Raw genomic sequence first — 16,551 nt, 5'->3', positions numbered from 1 at the left:
GGAAGGCGGAGGCAAACCGGCCGACCGGCCGACCGGCCGAGGTGGTGGCGGCGCCATCGACGCCGCCCGCATGCCGTCCGTAACCGTCGCTGCGGCCGGCTGGGTCAGTCCGCCATGGCCCCGAGTCCCGCCCCCGCCCCCGTGGCCTCCTGTTTCGCCCCCGCCGACACGACCGCCTGCGCCGACAGGTTCCGGATACGGCAGTAGCGCGCCGTCATCCCCGCGCCGTGATAGCGCCACGGCAGGGCTTCCACGTACCCGTCGACCAGTCTGAACTGCTCGATCGCGGCCTCGTCGCGGTCCTGGAGGGCGAGGTAGTACGCCAGGAGGTGCCGGAGTTCCGGCAGGCGCGGGTGGGTCGGGTCGGCCGCTGCGGCGTCGGCCAGGCCGGCGTTCACGCGGGCGATCATCTCGGGGGTGCGGTCGGCGGCGCTGTCGGCGGATTTGTCGGAGTCGTCGTGTTCGAAGTGGGCGATCAGCGGGAGGACCGTCAACAGGCTGCCCAGCGGGGCGGAGGCCGCAGCGCGCTCGGCGAACTCGGTCGCGAGCTGCTCCGAGCCGCGCCACTTCTTGCACCAGTACTGCAGCGCCGAGAAGTGGGCCTCGTAGTGGTGCGGGTCGCGGGCGGTGAGCTGCGACCACAGCCTGTCCATCTCGGAGTGGGGGTAGCCGAGCCCGAGCGCGGTCCAGATCTCCGTGACGTACGGGGTCGGGTCGTCCGGGTTGAGAGCCGCGGCCCTGGCTGTCTCCTCGCGGGAGCGCTGCAGCAACCGGTGGAATCCCGCGAACTGTTCGCCCGTCGTGTTGCTGGCCACCTTGGCGCCCCGGATGTTCCAGGCGAGGATCACCGTGCTGCGGGCCCGGACCAGGGCCGCGTCCGGGTCGTCAGGGCTGTTCGGCCCGGCGGCCTCCCAGGCGAGCAGCCAGCCGTCGTCCTCGGCTGCGATGTCCGCCAGCAGGTAGGTGGCGAGGGAACGGCGCTCCCAGTCCCGGCCGATGGCGCGCAGCAGTTCGGCGGCCGCCTTCCAGCTGCCGTCGCCGCCGCCCCGTACCGCGTCGAGCGCCGCGTCCCAGCCGACCGGCAGCGGTCCCGCGGACTTCGTGCTCTGGCGTTCGGCGGGGAGCAGTCCGAGTTGCTCGGCGGCCTCCGCACCGCCGTCACCGTTCTCGCTGCCGCCGGTTCCCGACGTCTGAGCGGCGAACTCCTTGACGAACACCCCGCCCAGCCAGAGCACGACGATCAGGGTGGGCACGGCCAGGATGCCCAGGATCCACAGCAGTACGGTCATCGGGGGGCGTCCGTTTCTCGGGAGGCGGGGTCGCGGGGAGCCGGGGGTAGCAGGGCGCGCAGCGGGACGGTGTCCGGCGGGTCGGCGAGAGCCCTGTCCACGGCGGTGGCGATCGCGGCGTCGAGCCCCGGGTCACCGTCGTCCGGCGTGCCGCCCGGCGCCGGGAGCAGGCGGGCCTTCGCCGGCTGCGCCCAGGAGAACTCCCAGCGCATCCGCGACCGCGCGCTGAACTCCGCCATCACCATGCTGTGCAGCGAGTTGTGCAGGGTCGGGCGTACGAACTCGCGGAACGCCCGCCCCTTCGCCGCGGCCGCCTCGTCCGACAGCGGCAACCGGCGTGCCAGCTGCCACAGTTGGCCGTTGTCGATGAGGGTGAGCAGGGCCGGGAGCGCGGGACGGCTCTTCGTGTAGAGGGCCAGGGCACGGTGCAGCGGGGTGTTGAGGGCGGCGAGGTTGCCCGCCATCGCGTCGTCGAGGAGTTCCTGCCAGTCGGCGGTACGCGGCAACAGCCGTACCTCGTCCGTGAGGACCGCGTCCTCCAGTGCCGCGTACGTGCGCTCCTCGTCCGTGAGGAGGCTGATGGCCGCGCCGTGGGCCTCGTCCGCGCGGCCGTCGGCGGGGAGCAGCTCGATCCGGCGTACACGGTCGGCGACGGGCGGGTGGGAGTCGTACGGCGAGGCCGGTTCCGTGGACAACTCGCTGCGCAGGCCCGCCAGTTCGAGCTGGCGGGCGGTCAGCATCCGGCCGAAGCCGCCGAACACCTCACCGCGCGGCGGCAGCAGCCCGGCGTCGGTGCCGAGGGTGGCGTAGCTGCGCACGTAGAACCCGAACGCGCCGTCCAGCACCGGGATTTCGCGCAGTGCCGACGCGATGGCGTCGCGGCCGGTGATCCGGGCGGCCGAGGCGTCGGCGGCGTACTCCTGGCGGCGGGAGTCGGTGAGTGTGGCGCGGAGGTACAGCTTGGCGTACGCGGTGTAGATCCGGGCCAGTGTGCGATACGTGATGCCCGCGCCGCCCGTGTCGATCTCCCGCGCTTCCTTGCCCCTGGCCTCGGCCTTGGCGTTCTTGCGCTCCTGCCGGGCCCGCTCCCGGGCCTCCGTGCTGCCCGCGCGCTCCTCGAAGTTCCTTACCGTGCGCTGGAGTTGGACGCGTCCGCGCAGGGTGAGGGCGGCCAGGCGGGTGTCGGAGCCGGCGTAGTGGCCGAGTTCGTGGGCGAGGACCGCGCGCAGCTGGGCCTCGGTCAGGCCCTGCATGAGGGGTACGCCGAGGTAGAGCCGGCGCGGACCGGGCAGAAGGCCGAGCAGGTGGGCGTCCTCGCTGACGGCGGCGTTGACGTCGCCGGTGAGGACGATGCGGGACGGGGCGCGGGTGTCGACCTGGTCGGCCAACTCCCTTACAGTGCGCCAGAGTTCCGGCTCGTCCGCCTCGGACACGGGCAGCCCCGAGGGCTCCTCGCCCTTCGGTGTACGCAGCATGAGCAGGCCGCGGACCAACGGAATCGCCAGCAGTACGGAGACGACGGCCAGCTTGGTCGCGACGGCGGCCGGCGCGTGCGCGAAGAGCAGGTAGTCGGTGCCGGCGAGCACCGCCAGCAGGAGCACGCCGAGCAGATAGAAGCCGGCGAGCAGTACGAGAGCGCGCAGCGCGCGCAGGGTCGAGCCCATCGGGCCGGGATCCCTCCACGGGGAACGGGGACGGTAGGAAGGGCGCGCGGCCGAGCGGTGGGGTCATGACCGGCGGGTGGGGGAAAGCGGAGTATCGCCTACAGGCCCGGGGGCAGGCAAGACATGACCATGCCACCCGGTGTCCACTTACCCGCGGGCCCCCTCGCGGACGTTCCCCTGCCCTCTCCCTGCCCTGCCCCCTCCCTCACTTCAGCAGCGTCGCCGGACTGCCGCCGTTCGCCTCGTACCCCGCCACCGCCAGTGCCCGGTACACCGCGAACTCCCCCGCCGGGTCGGCGGTGAGGGTCCACGGGAGGGCGCCCACATGGCCGTCGACGTGCACCAGCTGGTTCATCGCCTCCGCCCAGCGCTCGGAGCGCACCAGGAAGAAGATCAGCAGGTGACGTACGTGAGCCAGCATCGGGTCGCCCGGCCGGGCCGCGTGGACCGCGTACAGGGCGCCGTGGATCGACTTCGTCACCACCTCGCTCTGGTAGAAGCCGCTGACCAGGTTCACCTCCGGGAGATGCTCGAAGACCGCGAACAGGGGCATCGCCGCAAGCAGCGAGCCCTGCGGAGCACGGGCCGCCGCCGCTTCAGCGAACGACATCGCCAGCGCCCGCGAGCCGTGCCACTTCTCGCACCAGTAGTGCAGGGCCGCGAGATGGGCCCCCATGTGTTCCGGCGCGCGGTCGAGGATCTTCAGCCAGAGCTGCTCGAACTCCGGCCGGGAGTACGCCAGTCCGCGCGCGACCGACAGCTCGACGATGTACGGGACCGGGTCACCGGGGGAGAGGAGCGCCGCGTCGCCGCACGCCGCCTTCGCCTCCTCCATGATGATCCGGAACTCGTCCGTCCCGGGCGTCGACGTCCGCCACGCCTGCTGCACCAGGAACTCCGCGTGCACCGCCGCGCCGCCCGCGTCCTTGGGCGCCTCCGTCCGCCACACCCGCAGCCACTGGCCGCCAGGCGACTCGCTCACCCCGCCGGGGCGCTGCTGCAGCTCCAGCGACGCGGCGCCCGCGAAGGCCTGTACGCGCTGCCAGCGCCGCTCGCCGTCCTTCTCCGTGCCGGCCAGCAGCTGCGCCGCCGCTCTGTAGTCCTGCGTGCGCTGCACGACGTCCAGGACGTCCAGCAGGTCCTGGTCGGGGCCGGGCATACGGATGTCCAGTGCCTCCTGCCGGACGAAGCCGTAGTTCGCCGGGTCCGCGGCGTCCGGGTCACCGGGGGCGACCTGCTGAATACCGGCACTCCTGCGCCGCATGAACGGCAACACCACGAAGCCGATCATGACCAGCGCCATCAGGACCCAGAGAATCTCCATGCCTCAAGCGAACCAGACGCCTCTGACAATTGGCGAACCCGGTCGGAATAGTCGGGACAGTCGGGACAAAGACCTCAGGAAGCGTTCCGGAGCCCTCTGGAGCCGTCCGGCCGGCCGGCGGGCCCGTCCCGGCACCCCGGTTCCGTCCCGTGCCGGTCCGCCCCCGGGGCCCGCTGCGGCCCTGAACCGCCCCAGCAACCCGGATATCCCGGAGCCGGTCCCGGTTCGCCCGGCACCAGACCGATCTGCCCTGGGGCCCGCATTCGGCCCGTGCCACTAGCGCTCGGTCCGCCGGGCCGCAAACCTCTCCGGTCCGTCGTGCGTCCCGTGCCGGTCCGCCCTCGATCCCCGAGCCCGCTCACCCCGGCCCCGGATCCAACCAGTCCCAGCCTCCAGAGGCCGTGGCCGTCACCAAACCCGCGGGCGCACTACCCTCGGTGCACATGAGCGACAGGCACATCAGTCAGCACTTCGAGACCCTCGCGATCCACGCGGGCAACACCGCGGATCCCCTCACCGGCGCGGTCGTCCCGCCGATCTACCAGGTCTCGACCTACAAGCAGGACGGCGTCGGCGGGCTGCGCGGCGGTTACGAGTACAGCCGCAGCGCCAATCCGACCCGTACCGCCCTCGAAGAGAACCTCGCGGCCCTGGAGGGCGGTCGCCGTGGTCTCGCGTTCGCGTCCGGACTGGCGGCCGAGGACTGCCTGTTGCGTACGCTGCTCAGCCCCGGTGACCACGTGGTCATCCCCAATGACGCCTACGGCGGCACGTTCCGTCTCTTCGCGAAGGTCGTCGCCCGGTGGGGAGTGGAGTGGTCGGTCGCCGACACCAGCGACCCCGCCGCCGTACGCGCCGCCCTCACCCCGAAGACCAAGGTCGTGTGGGTGGAGACCCCCTCCAACCCCCTCCTGGGCATCACCGACATCGCCGCCGTCGCGCAGATCGCCCGCGAGGCCGGCGCCCGGCTCGTCGTCGACAACACCTTCGCCACGCCCTATCTCCAGCAGCCGCTGGCGCTCGGCGCGGACGTCGTCGTGCACTCCCTGACCAAGTACATGGGCGGCCACTCGGACGTCGTCGGTGGCGCGCTGGTCACCGGTGACCAGGAACTCGGCGAGGAACTGGCGTACCACCAGAACGCGATGGGCGCGGTCGCCGGGCCCTTCGACTCCTGGCTGGTGCTGCGCGGCGCCAAGACGCTCGCGGTGCGGATGGACCGGCACAGCGAGAACGCCACCAGGATCGCCGACATGCTCACCCGGCACGCGCGCGTGACGCGCGTTCTGTACCCGGGGCTCCCGGAGCACCCCGGTCACGAGGTCGCCGCCAAGCAGATGCGGGCGTTCGGCGGCATGGTGTCGTTCCAGGTCCAGGGCGGCGAGGAAGCGGCCGTCGAGGTCTGCAACCGCGCCCAGGTATTCACACTCGGCGAGTCCCTCGGCGGCGTGGAATCCCTGATCGAGCACCCGGGGCGCATGACACACGCGTCCGTCGCCGGGTCGGCCCTGGAGGTGCCGGGCGACCTCGTACGCCTCTCCGTGGGCATCGAGAACGTCGACGACCTCCTGCAGGACCTCCAGCAGGCCCTCGGCTAGACACCGGCCGTGACCCGGTCCCCGCGACCGGGTCTCACCAGCCCGTCGGGGGTGGTGTCGTCTCTGACGGCGGCACCACCCAGGGCTGGACCGTCGCCGCCCACACGGCGAAGACGACCACCGCGGCGACCAGCAGCACCCACATCAGCCGCCGTGCCGCCCGCCTGCGCCGCAGCATGCGGCTGCCGCGCCGTACGACCTCCACGTACAGGTCCGGCGGCACCGGAGGCGGCGTACCCTCCATGACCTGCCGCGCGGCGACCTCCCGGTCCCGCCGGCTCATGACGGCACCACCTTCGGGCCGGCCACGGCCGGCGCCGGGCCCCGCGGCGGGTGCAGAAGCGTCGCCGTCGCCCGGTCGCAGATCGCGTGTACGCGTTCCGTGGGCAGGCCGAGCAGCGCCGCCGTCTGCTCCTCGCCGACCCCCTCGTACAGCCGCAGGACCAGGACCAGCCGTTGCTGGGGGGTGAGCAGGGCCAGGGCGCTGCCGGGGTGCGGGCGGGCCCGGCCGAGACCGCCGTACTGGTGCCAGGCCCCGCGTGCGAAACGGACGGCGAGGTACTGGCGGGCCCGGTCGTACGGGTCCTCGCCGCGCATCCGGTCCCAGCACGCGTACGTGTGCGCGAAGGCGTGCGTGAGCAGGCGCCGCGCGCGCGGGTTGTCGCCCGGCGCCTCTGCCGTGAGCAGCGTGGCCGTATGCAGCAGTCGGCCCGCCGCGCCCGCGACGAACGCTTCGAAGTCCCGGGCCGGGCCGGCACCTCGGGACGGCTGCCGTTCTCGCACCGTGCCTCCCGCCGTACGACAAGGACCCGGTCTCATCTGAGGCCAGATGCCGCCGCCGGTCAAGGGTCAGGAGGCACCCACGCACGCGTGTGCACGACGCCGATCACGACGATTCGGCACCGGCGGCGTCAGGAGCTGGGCTCCGGTTCCCCCACCGGGATGCCCTGGGCCGCCTGGCGGGCGGAGAGCGCGGTGTTGAAGCGGGTGAGGAGCGTGCAGAACACCTCGCGCTCCTCCGGCGCCCACTCCTGCGTCAGCTCGGCCATCAACTGACGCCTCGACGACCGCACTTCCTCCAGCCGCGACAGCCCGCGCGGGGACAGCTGGAGGACCACCGCCCGGCCGTCCTCGGGGTGTGAAGTGCGCTTGACGAGGCCCGTGTCGACGAGCGGAGCCACCTGCCGGGTGACCGTCGACGAGTCGATGCCCATGCTCGCGGCGAGCGCCTTGACGCCCATCGGGCCTTCCTTGTCGAGGCGGTTGAGCAGCAGATATGCCGCACGGTCCATCGAGTTGCGCACCTGCCCGACTCCCCCGAGCCGGGTCTGTTCGGCACGGCGCGCGAACACCGCGACCTCGTGCTGCAACGTGTCGAGGAGACCGCTGTCACCGACGGTCGTCATGTCCATCGACATTTCAGGTGTTGTGGGCATGGCCGGGGGCTCGCTTCATCAAAGGGGTGCTGGGTTGGGGGACAGGGTACGCGGCCGAAAGGCGGCCCGTACCGACGCTGCGAAAACCGATCTCGGAGCTTGGTCACACCGCGAGCCCGCGCCTGTGAACTGCGAGACTTGAGTCATGAGCTACAGCACGGCTGACTCCTTGCACTCCCTGAGGCCCGTCACACTCGACGACGTACGCGGTGCCCGGAAGATGCTCCTGGGCGTGGCGCGGGTGACGGCCATGGAGGGCAGCCGGCATCTGTCCCAGCTGGTGGGCGCGCCGGTGCACCTCAAGTGCGAGAACCTCCAGCGGACCGGGTCCTTCAAGCTGCGGGGCGCGTACGTCCGTATCGCCGGGCTGCTGCCCGAGGAACGGGCCGCCGGGGTCGTCGCGGCCAGCGCCGGCAACCACGCGCAGGGGGTCGCGCTGGCATCGGCGCTGCTCGGGGTGCGTGCCACGGTGTTCATGCCGCAGGGCGCCCCGCTGCCGAAGATCAGCGCCACCCGTGAGTACGGCGCTGAGGTGAGGCTGCACGGTCAGGTCGTCGACGAGACGCTGGCCGCCGCGCAGGAGCACGCGGAGCGGACGGGCGCGGTTTTCATCCACCCCTTCGACCACGCAGACATCATCGCCGGGCAGGGCACGGTGGGCCTGGAGATCCTGGAACAGTGTCCCGAGGTACGCACGATCCTCGTCGGGATCGGCGGCGGCGGCCTGGCCGCCGGGATCGCGGTCGCCGTGAAGTCGGTGCGGCCCGACGTACGGATCGTGGGTGTGCAGGCGGCCGGCGCCGCCGCATATCCGCCCTCGCTGGCGGCCGGGCGGCCGGTGTCGGTCGCGAACCCGGTCACCATGGCCGACGGGATCAAGGTCGGGCGGCCCGGTGACGTGCCGTTCGGGATCATCGGCGAGCTGGTCGACGAGGTCCGCACGGTCAGTGAGGACGAGCTGTCGGCCGCGCTGCTGCTCTGCCTGGAGCGCGCCAAGCTCGTCGTGGAGCCGGCCGGGGCGAGCCCGGTCGCCGCGCTGCTGAGCGATCCGGGGGCCTTCGAGGGGCCGGTCGTCGCGGTGCTGTCCGGCGGCAACGTCGATCCCGTGCTGCTGGAGCGCATCCTGCGCCACGGTATGGCCGCACAGGGCCGCTACCTGGCGGTTCGGCTGCGTCTGACGGACCGGCCGGGCGCCCTCGCGACGCTTCTCGGGGTGTTGTCAGTGGTCGACGCTAATGTCCTCGACGTGAGCCATGTACGGACCGATCCGCGGCTCGGGCTCACGGAGGCGGAGGTCGAACTACACCTTGAGACGAAGGGGCCGGCGCACTGCGCCGAGGTCGGCCTGGCCTTGCGCGAGGCCGGTTACACGGTCATCGGCTGAGGCCGGAGCCACAGCCTCGCCCGGATCCCGCTGGGATCTCACTCGGACGGGTGGCTCTGGGAAAAACGCATTGAGAGACGCGATACATCGCGTTATGGTGTGTGTCACGCCGCTGCGCGCCGCCCTTTTCGAGCTCCTTATGTTCCTCCTGCTGGCCGGGCGGGGCAATGGAGAAAAATTTAGGCTGCTCGCGGTAATCCCCAACGACGTGGAGAACTGATATGCCAGGCGCCATCTATGCCGAAGGCCTGGTGAAGACCTTCGGTGACGTAAGGGCTCTGGACGGCGTCGATCTGGACGTCCCGGAGGGTACGGTCCTCGGCCTGCTCGGGCCGAACGGAGCGGGCAAGACCACCACGGTCCGCTGTCTGACGACCCTGCTGCGGCCCGACCGCGGCTCGGCGGTCGTCGCGGGCATCGACGTCCTGAAGCACCCCGACGCCGTCCGCCGCTCCATCGGCCTCTCCGGCCAGTTCGCCGCGGTCGACGAGTATCTGACCGGCCGCGAGAACCTCCAGATGGTCGGTCAGCTGTACCAGATGAAGGCGAAGGCGGCGAAGGTCCGCGCGACCGAACTGCTGGAGCAGTTCCACCTCGCGGACGCCGCCGACCGCCCCGCGAAGACGTACTCCGGAGGCATGCGCCGCCGGCTCGACCTCGCGGCGGCCCTGGTCGTCTCACCGCCCGTGATGTTCATGGACGAACCGACGACCGGCCTCGACCCACGCAACCGTCAGCAACTGTGGGAGGTCATCAAGCAGTTGGTCTCCGGAGGGACGACGCTGCTGCTGACCACGCAGTATCTGGAGGAGGCCGACCATCTCGCGCACGACATCGCGGTGGTCGACCAGGGCCGTGTCATCGCCCGCGGCACCTCCGACCAGCTCAAGGCCCGCACCGGCGGCGAGCGCGTCGAGGTCGTCGTGCACGAGCGCGAGCACATATCGACCGCCTCCGAGGTGCTCAGCGCCTTCGGCAAGGGCCAGGGCGAAGTCGCCGTCGAGGAGCACATGCGCAAGCTCACCGTGCCCGTCACCGGCGGCGCGAAGCTCCTCGCCGAGGTCATCCGCGAACTGGACACCCGAGGCATCGAGATCGACGACATCGGCCTGCGCCGCCCGACCCTCGACGACGTCTTCCTCTCCCTGACAGGCCACGTGGCCGAGGTGAAGGACGAGGGAAACGGCGCGGAGAGCGGCAAGCAAGCCGGCAAGCAAGCCGGGAAACAGGGCGCGAAGCAGAGCGGAAAGGAGACCGACAAGTGAGTGCCGTCACCGACGCGGTGCCCGTAGTGGCGTCCACGAACCCCCTCAGCCAACTGATCCGCGACTCCCTGGTCGTCGCGAAACGGAACCTGATCCGGATGTCCAGGATTCCCGAGATGGTGATCTTCGGGTTGATCCAACCGATCATGTTCGTGGTGCTGTTCGCGTACGTCTTCGGCGGCTCCATGAACATCGACGGCTCGGCGGACCCCGGCACCTACCGCGAGTTCCTGATGGCCGGCATCTTCGCCCAGACCGTCACCTTCGCGACGGCGGGGGCGGGTGCGGGCATCGCCGACGACATGCACAAGGGCCTCATCGACCGCTTCCGCTCCCTGCCCATGGCACGCGGCGCGGTACTGACCGGACGGACGCTCGCCGACCTCGTGCAGACGGCGCTCACGCTGCTCGTACTCGCCGTCGTCGCCCTGCTGGTCGGCTGGCGCACGCACACCAACATCGGTGAGGTGCTCGGTGCCTTCGGGCTGCTGCTCCTGGCGGGATACGCGTTCACCTGGATCGGCGCCCTGATCGGCCTGTCCGTGCAGACGCCCGAGGCGGCCACTTCCGGGGGCCTGATCTGGCTCTTCCCGGTCACGTTCGTCTCGAACGCGTTCGTGGACTCCAGCAATCTGACTCCCTGGCTGCGTCACATCGCCGACTGGAACCCCTTCAGTGCCACCGTGCAGGCCTGCCGGGTACTGTTCGGCAACCCCGGCGTCTCACCGTCGGACGCCTGGCCCATGCAGCACCCGGTGTGGGCCTCGGCCATCTACTCGGTCCTGATCATCCTCATATTCAGGACCCTCGCGGTCCGCAAGTACCGCTCGGACACTGCATGACGGCGCCCTGGGCATGACGATGCCCCCGGCGCCGGGAGGGCGCCGGGGGCTCGCAAGGGTCGAGGCAGGGGGTCCGAGAGGTCAGGCCTGGTAGGGCACGGCCTTCAGGATCTTCACGGAGGCGAGCTTGCCGTTGGGCAGCTCGTACTGGGCGTCCGCGCCGACCTTCTTGTCGCTCACTCCACGGCCCAGCGGGGACTGCGGCGAGTAGGTCTCGATGTCGGCGCTGGCGTACTCGCGCGAGGCGAGCAGGAAGGTCAGCGTGTCGTCCTCGTCGCCGTCGAAGGCGATGGTCACGACCATGCCGGGCGCGACCGCGCCGTTCGCCGCCGGAGCCTCGCCGACCTTCGCGTTCTCCAGGAGCTGGGTCAGCTGGCGCACACGGAGCTCCTGCTTGCCCTGTTCCTCCTTGGCCGCGTGGTACCCGCCGTTCTCGCGCAGGTCGCCTTCCTCACGCGCAGCGGCGATCTTGGCGGAGATCTCCGTGCGCGCAGGACCAGTAAGGTGCTCAAGCTCGTCCTTGAGCTTGTTGTACGCCTCCTGGGTCAGCCAGGTGACGTTCTCGCTGGTCTGGGTCACAGGTGCTCCTCGTAGGTACTGGGATACAAAGCATCGCCCTACCAGAAGAATGTTCCTTCACGGATGGGCGAAACCACGAGCCTAACAATTCAGCGGCGGCAGGGGGAGGACATAAGCCATCAGAAATACGTCAACGCAGGTCAGCGCTTGTGTGATGAGAGTGACCCCGTCGATTGCCCCAGGTGCTGACCCCCGGCGGCGGCCTCAGGCGGTGTGACAGCCGAGCAGTTCGGCCGTAGTGCCCTGGGACGTCGTCCGGAGGGTGACGAGCCTGTCGATACGCGTGGCGTCGCCGTCGAAGCGGAAGTCGGCGCGGCCGACCTCGGCGCCGTTCTCGGCCTGGGAGCGGACCGTGCAGTAGCCGTTCGTGCCGGAGTCCTTGCGGACCTCCAGATGAACCTTGACCGAGTCGTCGTACGTCTTGAAGGTGATGATCTCGGCGCTGATCTTGTTGCCGACGACGTAGTGGTAGCCGAACCAGCCGAGCACGACGAGCAGTACCGCTCCGAGGACAGCGGCGGCGATCTTGAGCTTGCGGTCGGCGCGCTCGTCCGTGGAGCGGCCGTACCGTCCCTCGGGCACTCGCGTGGTCGCCGTACTCATGATCGTCCTCTCCGCGAGGGCCCTGGAAAGGCGGGCCCCGGAATTATTGGCCGCTCGGTTCGGTCACTATAGAAGCCGCTCATCGCACCCGCTCACACCGGATGCCGACTTACGAGGATTGAGTCTTGACTGACCAGCTGCGACTGATGGCCGTGCACGCGCACCCCGACGACGAGTCGAGCAAGGGTGCGGCCACCATGGCGAAGTACGTGTCCGAGGGGGTGGACGTGCTCGTCGTGACCTGCACGGGCGGGGAGCGCGGATCCATCCTCAACCCGAAGCTGCAGGGCGACAAGTACATCGAGGAGCACATCCACGAGGTACGGAAGAAAGAGATGGACGAGGCCCGCGAGATCCTCGGCATCAAGCAGGAATGGCTCGGCTTCGTCGACTCCGGCCTGCCCGAGGGCGACCCGCTGCCGCCGCTGCCCGATGGCTGCTTCGCCCTGGAGGACGTGGACAAGGCGGCCGGCGAGCTGGTGAAGCAGATCCGCGCGTTCCGCCCGCAGGTGATCACGACGTACGACGAGAACGGCGGGTACCCGCACCCCGACCACATCATGACCCACAAGATCTCGATGGTGGCCTTCGAAGGCGCGACGGACACCGAGACCTACCCGGAGTCGGAGTTCGGCCCGGCGTACCAGCCGCAGAAGCTGTACTACAACCAGGGCTTCAACCGGCCGCGTACCGAGGCGCTGCACAACGCGCTGCTCGAGCGCGGGATGGAGTCGCCGTACGGGGACTGGCTGAAGCGGTGGTCGGAGTTCGAGCGCACCGAGCGCACGCTGACCACGCATGTTCCGTGTGGCGAGTTCTACGAGATCCGCGACAAGGCGCTGCTCGCGCACGCCACGCAGATCGACCCCGACGGGGGCTGGTTCCGGGTGCCGCTGGACCTTCAGCGGGAGGTCTGGCCGACGGAGGAGTACGAGCTGGCGAAGTCGCTCGTGGACACTTCCCTCCCCGAGGACGACCTCTTTGCGGGCATCCGCGACAATGCCTGACATGAGCGCAAGCGCAAGCCTGGCAATGACGCACCTCGTCTCCTTCGCGGCGGAGGTCGACGAGGACAAGGTGACCCCCGGTGTCCTCGGCTTCATCGTGTTCGCGGTGATGGCTCTCGCGGTGTGGGGGCTGATGAAGTCCATGAACAAGCAGATGGGCAGGATCGAGTTCAAGGAGGCGTCGGACTCCGAGGAGACCTCCGGCGCCGCCAAGGAACCGGCCAAGGGCGCGGTCAAGGGAGCGGCCAAGGGCTCCGCGCCGGAGTGAGGCCGCACCGGGTGCCCGGCACCCGGTGTCCGCACCTCCCGCCCTACCGCCGGCCGGCCGCCGCCACCGGTACCCCCATGACCTCCCGGGCGTGCCGGTTGGGGATCATGCCCAGCCGCCATGCCTGCCAGCCCGACTCCAGGGAAACGCCGCGCTCCAGGAGGAGCTGGTAGGCCTCGGCATAGTCGTCGAGTTTCTCGTCGCGCGAGGGGTGGCGGGCGCGGGAGAGCTGCGTCAGCTCCTCCTGGGCCACCGCCGTGCCGATGTCGACGCCGCCGGGGGCCGCGTACGGCAGGAGGGTGCAGCGCAGGAAGCGCGCCCAGTCCTCGCCGCGCCGGTCGCCGTACGAGGTGAACAGGCCGATCGCCTCGTCGCACAGGGCCAGCGCCTGCTGGGTACGGGCGTTTCCCGCGTCGACCACCGCCAGCTCCAGGCAGGTCCAGGCCTCGCCGTGGGCCACCCCGATGCGCTGGAAGTCGGCGCGGGCGTCCACCAGGAGCTGGCGGGCGAACCCCGAGTTGCGCAGTGAGCCTGTCTGGACGGCCCGCTGGTCGCGGGTGACGCGGGCCGAGTGATGGCGGGCGCAGGCCAGGCCGTAGACGTCCCGGATACGGGAGAACATGGTGCGGGAACGTTCCAGCTCGCGGACCGCGAGATCCAGGTTGCCCGTCTCCTCCAGGGACTGGCCCAGGTAGTAGACCGACCACGCCTCGCCGCGCGCGTCCTCGTTGTCCCGGTGGACCGCCGCCGCCCGGCGCAGCCCGTCCACCGCCGCCGACGCGTCCCCGGCGACCAGCCGCGCCCGGGCCAGCTGGGTCAGGGCCCAGGCCTCGCCACGGGCGTCGCGCGTACGGCCGTACAGCTCGAGGGCCGTGCGCAGTTCGGACTCGGCGCGCGGTACGTCGCCCATCCGCAGGCCCAGTTGGCCGAGCTGGAAGTGGGCCCACGCCTCGCCGTGGATCGACTCGCCCTCCCGGTGCAGGACCAGGGAACGGGTCAGCAGGTCCCACGCCTCGGCGAGGCGGGAGCGGTCGCGTTCGACGGCGGCGAGGGCGTGCATCGTCCAGGCGCGGTCGGTCGCCAGTTCGGGGGCCTGCTGGAGATCCAGGGCCTCCTGGAGCTTCGCAGCCGCCTCGACCAGATTGCCCTGGTGGTGCAGCGTGATGCCGAGCGAGCACAGCGCCCGGGCGGCGCCCGCGTCGTGATGGGCCTCCATGTACAGCTCGACGACCGAAGTGAGCGTCGTGCGCGCCTTGTCCAGCTCGCCCAGCTGACGGGCCGCGATACCCGTACGCCACTGCACCGAGCGCACCAGCAGACCCTGGTCCACGGACTCCGCGAGCTCACTGATCTCGCCGAGCCGGTAGAGGTCGCCGCGCAGCAGGCAGTAGTCGCACAGGGCGCCCAACAGGTTGAGTACCGCGGCCTGGTTGACGCCCTCCGCGTACCGCAGGGTCGCCGTGATGAAGCTCGACTCGTCGTCCAGCCAGCGCAGCGCCTCGTCGAGGGAGGTGAAACCGTGCGGGCTGAAGCGGTCCGAGCGGGTCGACATGTTGCCGTCGACCAGGCGCAGCACCGAGTCGGCCAGCTCTCCGTAGCTCACGATCAGACGTTCCTGTGCGGCCGTGAGCTCCGCCGCTTCCTCCTCGTCGAGGAGGCGGGCCTGCGCGAAGGCGCGGACCAGGTCGTGCAGGCGGTAACGGCTGCCCCGGACGTGGTCGATCAGGCCGGCGCGGGCGAGCGCGTCCAGCTGACGGGTCGCCTCCGTCCGGTCAGTGGCCAGGAGGGCCGCGGCCGCCGCGGCGCCGAGCGAGGCCCGCCCGGCCAGCGCCAGCCTGCGCAGCAGCCGCCGGGCAGGTTCCGACAGGTCGGTGTAGCGCAGCCACAGCACCCGCTCCACCGGCTCCACCGGGCCGTACGCGCCCAGATCCGTGGCCAGTTGGCGCTGGCTTCGGGGGCCCAGCGACGAACCCGCGATGCGCAGCGCCAGCGGCAGCCCGCCGCACAACTCCCGTATCCGGTCGGCGGATTGGGAGTCGTAGGGTCCCGGCTCGGCTTGCGCGGACGCGCCCAGCAGTTCCTCCGCGCCCGCCGGGTCCAATGCCTCGACGGGCAGTTGATGAACCCAGAAAGGCAGGTCGGCCGGAAGATCGAGGGGCTCCCGGGCGGTGACGACGACGAGGCTGTCGGAGCGCTCCGGGATGAGCGTGCGGACCTGCTCGGGGTCCTGGGCGTCATTCAGGACGATGGTCACCGGGACACTGGTGAGGTGCTGGTTGTACAGCTCGCTCAGCCTTCTGACCTGCTGGTCCGGTGACGAACGCTCACGGAAGAGCAGTTGCTCGCGGGAGGCGCCGAGCCGGTTCAGCAGGTGCAGCAGGGCGTCGCGGGTGGGCAGCGGCGGCTCCCCTGGGCTGTCGCCGCGCAGATCCACCACGCAGGCACCCCGGAACTGGTCCCGCAGATCGTGCGCCGCGTGGATCGCGAGCGCGCTGCGGCCACTGCCGGGCGCGCCGTGCAGGACGACCACGGTGGGCCGGGTCTCCGTACTCGCCCGGGCCGCGTGCACCCACTGCCGGATACGGGCCAGTTCCTGCCGCCGGCCCGCGAACGGCTCTTCCGGATCCGGGAGTTGGGCGAACGACTGCTCAAGAAGGCTGCGGCTGCGGGCCGCCGCGCTCTTGTCGCTGCCGCGCAGCCTCGGCCCCGGCTTCGTCGGCCCGGTGGACGCGCTGAGCACCCGCTGCTGGTCGAGGAACGGCCGGATACCGCGTACCTCAAGCGCCGTCAGCCACGTCAGCCGAAGCTGCTCGGGACCGCCGGGCTGGCTCACCGCACCGGCGCGATGGTGGGCGGCCGGCAGATGGGCGGCGGTCACCTTGAGGACGGTCGCGGCGGCGCCCACCACGCCCACGGTCAGCGCCGCGCCCACGGCGGTACCCGTACCGGTGCCGAGCGCCACGTCGGCGATGCCCGCAGCGAGCGCGGCAACAGCAGCCACCAGCAAGGGAGTTCCGGCGCCCTCCCGGGCGTAGCGCTGCCCGAAGGTGAGCTGCCCGGCCTTCGCTTCGTCGAGCGCCCGCGTGTACGCCTCGTACTCCGCCGCGGACGACTGCGCCATGGTGTCCAGCGCCCCGCGCGCCCGAGTGAGCAGCACACCCCCGTCGGTACGCCCCCCGGACCGCCGCACCTCTTCTTCCACGGCCCGGCCCAACAGCCGCTCGGCTTCCGCCCGGTGGCTGTCCCGCATGGTGTCCCCCTCTGACGTCACCTGCTTTGCCTATGAGTGTCC

At 71.0% G+C, this 16,551-nt stretch carries 15 protein-coding genes; 6 read left to right on the top strand and 9 right to left on the bottom strand.

Annotation, left to right across the window (positions count from 1 at the left end):
* Nucleotides 1-104: 104 nt before the first annotated feature.
* The 3 genes from OG734_RS15805 to OG734_RS15795 all read right to left on the bottom strand — a co-directional run bounded on the left by OG734_RS15805 (nucleotide 105) and on the right by OG734_RS15795 (nucleotide 4,277).
* The gene (locus OG734_RS15805; protein ID WP_330288141.1) at nucleotides 105-1,289 is read right to left on the bottom strand and encodes a hypothetical protein; all 1,185 of its coding nucleotides are present in this window, start codon (nucleotides 1,287-1,289) and stop codon (nucleotides 105-107) included.
* Nucleotides 1,286-2,953 (bottom strand): M48 family metalloprotease, encoded by a 1,668-nt coding sequence (locus OG734_RS15800; protein WP_330288140.1) that lies wholly within the window; start codon nucleotides 2,951-2,953, stop codon nucleotides 1,286-1,288. The genes OG734_RS15805 and OG734_RS15800 overlap by 4 nt, the downstream gene beginning before the upstream one ends.
* Before the next feature lie 205 nt (nucleotides 2,954-3,158).
* The gene (locus tag OG734_RS15795) at nucleotides 3,159-4,277 is read right to left on the bottom strand and encodes a hypothetical protein (protein ID WP_330288139.1); all 1,119 of its coding nucleotides are present in this window, start codon (nucleotides 4,275-4,277) and stop codon (nucleotides 3,159-3,161) included.
* A gap of 443 nt (nucleotides 4,278-4,720) precedes the next feature.
* Here OG734_RS15795 and OG734_RS15790 point away from each other — a divergent pair, with 443 nt between their 5' ends.
* Entirely contained in the window at nucleotides 4,721-5,875 is a 1,155-nt protein-coding gene (locus OG734_RS15790) for a cystathionine gamma-synthase (RefSeq protein ID WP_330288138.1), read from the top strand.
* A gap of 34 nt (nucleotides 5,876-5,909) precedes the next feature.
* Here the strand turns inward: OG734_RS15790 and OG734_RS15785 are convergent, their stop codons facing one another.
* From OG734_RS15785 to OG734_RS15775, 3 genes are all read right to left on the bottom strand, one after another.
* The gene (locus OG734_RS15785; protein WP_330288137.1) at nucleotides 5,910-6,158 is read right to left on the bottom strand and encodes a hypothetical protein; all 249 of its coding nucleotides are present in this window, start codon (nucleotides 6,156-6,158) and stop codon (nucleotides 5,910-5,912) included.
* Nucleotides 6,155-6,658 carry a sigma factor-like helix-turn-helix DNA-binding protein gene (locus tag OG734_RS15780; protein WP_330288136.1) on the bottom strand — a complete coding sequence of 168 codons (504 nt, stop codon included), beginning with the start codon at nucleotides 6,656-6,658 and terminating at the stop codon, nucleotides 6,155-6,157. The genes OG734_RS15785 and OG734_RS15780 overlap by 4 nt, the downstream gene beginning before the upstream one ends.
* Nucleotides 6,659-6,786: 128 nt before the next feature.
* A complete protein-coding gene (locus OG734_RS15775) occupies nucleotides 6,787-7,293 on the bottom strand; it encodes a MarR family winged helix-turn-helix transcriptional regulator (RefSeq protein WP_330288135.1) in 507 nt (168 codons plus the stop codon).
* Between the two features lie 163 nt (nucleotides 7,294-7,456).
* On the opposite strand from OG734_RS15775, the gene ilvA reads away from it, so the two are divergent.
* The 3 genes from ilvA (at nucleotide 7,457) to OG734_RS15760 (ending at nucleotide 10,802) form a co-directional block, all read left to right on the top strand.
* Complete coding sequence (gene ilvA, locus OG734_RS15770) at nucleotides 7,457-8,695, top strand: threonine ammonia-lyase (RefSeq protein WP_330288134.1); 1,239 nt, start codon at nucleotides 7,457-7,459, stop codon at nucleotides 8,693-8,695.
* 221 nt (nucleotides 8,696-8,916) lie between these two features.
* Nucleotides 8,917-9,960 (top strand): ATP-binding cassette domain-containing protein, encoded by a 1,044-nt coding sequence (locus OG734_RS15765; protein ID WP_330288133.1) that lies wholly within the window; start codon nucleotides 8,917-8,919, stop codon nucleotides 9,958-9,960.
* A complete protein-coding gene (locus OG734_RS15760) occupies nucleotides 9,957-10,802 on the top strand; it encodes an ABC transporter permease (RefSeq protein WP_330288132.1) in 846 nt (281 codons plus the stop codon). Before OG734_RS15765 ends, OG734_RS15760 begins: the two co-directional genes overlap by 4 nt.
* Nucleotides 10,803-10,883: 81 nt before the next feature.
* Here the strand turns inward: OG734_RS15760 and greA are convergent, their stop codons facing one another.
* The gene (gene greA, locus OG734_RS15755; RefSeq protein ID WP_330288131.1) at nucleotides 10,884-11,381 is read right to left on the bottom strand and encodes a transcription elongation factor GreA; all 498 of its coding nucleotides are present in this window, start codon (nucleotides 11,379-11,381) and stop codon (nucleotides 10,884-10,886) included.
* 204 nt (nucleotides 11,382-11,585) lie between these two features.
* Entirely contained in the window at nucleotides 11,586-11,984 is a 399-nt protein-coding gene (locus OG734_RS15750; protein WP_330288130.1) for a DUF4307 domain-containing protein, read from the bottom strand.
* Nucleotides 11,985-12,109: 125 nt separating this feature from the next.
* Between OG734_RS15750 and mca the strand changes: the two genes are divergently transcribed.
* Nucleotides 12,110-12,991, top strand: coding sequence for a mycothiol conjugate amidase Mca (gene mca, locus OG734_RS15745; RefSeq protein WP_330288129.1), 882 nt, complete (start codon nucleotides 12,110-12,112; stop codon nucleotides 12,989-12,991).
* Nucleotides 12,984-13,259: a hypothetical protein gene (locus OG734_RS15740; RefSeq protein WP_330288128.1), complete on the top strand. Its 276-nt coding sequence runs from the start codon at nucleotides 12,984-12,986 to the stop codon at nucleotides 13,257-13,259. Before mca ends, OG734_RS15740 begins: the two co-directional genes overlap by 8 nt.
* A gap of 43 nt (nucleotides 13,260-13,302) precedes the next feature.
* Here the strand turns inward: OG734_RS15740 and OG734_RS15735 are convergent, their stop codons facing one another.
* Complete coding sequence (locus OG734_RS15735; RefSeq protein ID WP_330288127.1) at nucleotides 13,303-16,509, bottom strand: tetratricopeptide repeat protein; 3,207 nt, start codon at nucleotides 16,507-16,509, stop codon at nucleotides 13,303-13,305.
* Nucleotides 16,510-16,551 lie beyond the last annotated feature (42 nt).

The organism is Streptomyces sp. NBC_00576, from assembly GCF_036345175.1.
GTDB lineage: Bacteria > Actinomycetota > Actinomycetes > Streptomycetales > Streptomycetaceae > Streptomyces.
This window is presented reverse-complemented; position numbering and strand designations above follow the sequence as displayed.

Bases quoted from the DNA above. Each gene is read 5' to 3' on its own strand.
- OG734_RS15805 (WP_330288141.1), bottom strand. From the start codon at position 1,289: ATGACCGTACTGCTGTGGATCCTGGGCATCCTGGCCGTGCCCACCCTG.
- OG734_RS15800 (WP_330288140.1), bottom strand. From the start codon at position 2,953: ATGGGCTCGACCCTGCGCGCGCTGCGCGCTCTCGTACTGCTCGCCGGC.
- OG734_RS15795 (WP_330288139.1), bottom strand. From the start codon at position 4,277: ATGGAGATTCTCTGGGTCCTGATGGCGCTGGTCATGATCGGCTTCGTG.
- OG734_RS15790 (WP_330288138.1), top strand. From the start codon at position 4,721: ATGAGCGACAGGCACATCAGTCAGCACTTCGAGACCCTCGCGATCCAC.
- OG734_RS15785 (WP_330288137.1), bottom strand. From the start codon at position 6,158: ATGAGCCGGCGGGACCGGGAGGTCGCCGCGCGGCAGGTCATGGAGGGT.
- OG734_RS15775 (WP_330288135.1), bottom strand. From the start codon at position 7,293: ATGTCGATGGACATGACGACCGTCGGTGACAGCGGTCTCCTCGACACG.
- ilvA (WP_330288134.1), top strand. From the start codon at position 7,457: ATGAGCTACAGCACGGCTGACTCCTTGCACTCCCTGAGGCCCGTCACA.
- OG734_RS15765 (WP_330288133.1), top strand. From the start codon at position 8,917: ATGCCAGGCGCCATCTATGCCGAAGGCCTGGTGAAGACCTTCGGTGAC.
- OG734_RS15750 (WP_330288130.1), bottom strand. From the start codon at position 11,984: ATGAGTACGGCGACCACGCGAGTGCCCGAGGGACGGTACGGCCGCTCC.
- OG734_RS15740 (WP_330288128.1), top strand. From the start codon at position 12,984: ATGCCTGACATGAGCGCAAGCGCAAGCCTGGCAATGACGCACCTCGTC.
- OG734_RS15735 (WP_330288127.1), bottom strand. From the start codon at position 16,509: ATGCGGGACAGCCACCGGGCGGAAGCCGAGCGGCTGTTGGGCCGGGCC.